General features: G+C 36.6%; 3 protein-coding genes. All 3 read left to right on the top strand.

Going from position 1 to position 1842, the window contains the following annotated elements; translation table 11 throughout:
* On the top strand, positions 1–504 hold a 504-nt coding region (locus tag V7068_RS18160; protein ID WP_499713944.1), incomplete at its 5' end, for a chromate transporter.
* Positions 505–521: 17 nt separating this feature from the next.
* Entirely contained in the window at positions 522–1064 is a 543-nt protein-coding gene (locus tag V7068_RS18155; protein ID WP_499713943.1) for a chromate transporter, read from the top strand.
* 92 nt (positions 1065–1156) lie between these two features.
* The gene (locus V7068_RS18150; RefSeq protein ID WP_499713942.1) at positions 1157–1738 is read left to right on the top strand and encodes a YitT family protein; all 582 of its coding nucleotides are present in this window, start codon (positions 1157–1159) and stop codon (positions 1736–1738) included.
* Positions 1739–1842 lie beyond the last annotated feature (104 nt).

The following is a 1842-nucleotide window of genomic DNA, read 5'->3' as shown; positions in this document are numbered from 1 at the left end:
AAGAGAAAATGGTTAAAAAGTGAAGAAGTTACCGATGTGTTTGCGTTATCTCAGGCTGTACCAGGAGCGGTTGCCATTAACTCCGCAACTTTTATTGGGAAGCGAATAGGCGGGATAAAGGGTGCTGTTGCAGCCATGCTTGGTATTTCATTACCGACCTTTTTTATTGTGCTAACCTTGGGCATTTTATATTTTTTCTTTCAAGATAATCCAAAGGTAGAAGCTGCCTTTCTAGCAATTAGAGCATCTGTTGTCGCCTTAATTGCTTATGCGGCCATCAAAATAGGAAAAGCAGCCATTATTGACAAATCAACATTAGGCATCATGATAGTGGGTGTTCCGCTCCTCTTCCTCATTCATCCTATATTCGTCATTTTACTTGGTGCTTTAACGGGAATCGTTTGCAGTCTTATTAAAAGAAAATTAGGATATAACATGAAGTTAGAACAAAAGAACGAGGATTATAAAAACCACCCTGATTATTTCATGGGCGCAGGGATTTAAGAAAGGAGGTGCAAGCGATGGTATTATGGGAGCTATTTAGAACATTTTTTGTCATCGGTTTTGTATCGTTCGGAGGCGGCTATGCGATGATCCCCGTAATAGAAGCTGAAGCCTCCCAACACGGATGGATGACAACGCAACAATTCACCGATGTTATCGCCATTGCTGGGATGTCTCCCGGTCCAATTGCAACAAATAGTGCTATTCTCGTCGGATATTCTACAGCGGGCATAGCAGGAGCCATCATATCTACTCTCGGAGTCTTGCTTCCTTCTATTATCTTGGTTCTTATTGTAGCTACCTTTTTTACTAAACTACAAAACTATTCAATTGTTCAATCGATTTTTTATGGATTAAGACCTATTGTCGCTAGTTTAGTTATCTATGCTGCATTAAGTTTTGCTTTTTCCAATAATTTGATTACGATAAATGTTTCATGGCATACAGCAAGCTTATTGTTTATCTTTGGGTTATCACTTGTTTTGTTATTGAAATTCCGGTGGCATCCCATCTATATCATTATTCTTTCTGGGTTAGTGGGGGTTGCTCTTTACTCATAAGAAGAGTAAGGGCAATTCCTCATTAATCCGTATGATATTAGCATTCCCTTCATATGTTTTAAGATAATGATTTGGACAAGGGGATGCTTTTTATGAAAAAGTTAGTTGTTTTACTCTTTTCAAGTGTTTGTATCGGAATTGGTCTAAATATATTTATACTTCCCCTCCATCTAATAAATGGAGGGATATTTGGCATCAGTCTGTTAATCAAATATATTTGGGGCATTCAGGTAGGGCACAGCATGATCATGCTCAATACTCCTATATACTTCCTATCTCTTCTATATGATAAGTCCTATTTTATTAATGCGATTCTTGGATTGGTTTTTACTTCAACAATGATTGATTTGCTAACACCACTAAACGGATTATTACATCTACCAATGTTAATCAGTGCAATTCTTGGTGGAATCACAATTGGAATTGGTGTCGGCTTCATGATTCGACTACACATCAGCCCCGGAGGAATCGATTTATTAGCGCTTTTAATTTCAAAATCAAAAGCCATTAATCCTGGAATTGTTATGTTTCTTATTGATGTATTCATCATAATCGTCGGAATTATTATATTAAAAGACTTTAAGTTAATTTATTCGATTATCACCATTTCCTGTGTTGGGCTATGTGTTGGACTGCTCAATACGTTTAGGTCTATAAACTTTTATGTACGATAAAGAAAAGGAGAGTTGTTCATTTGGAAAAATGATTGGCTCTCCTTTTTCACTGTTAAAATTTAATGTTGACTTATACTTATCGATACAGTATTATATAAAAACCG

Origin of the sequence: Bacillus sp. JJ634 (genome assembly GCF_036962285.1) — a bacterium.
GTDB lineage: Bacteria > Bacillota > Bacilli > Bacillales > DSM-1321 > Peribacillus > Peribacillus asahii_A.
This window is presented reverse-complemented; position numbering and strand designations above follow the sequence as displayed.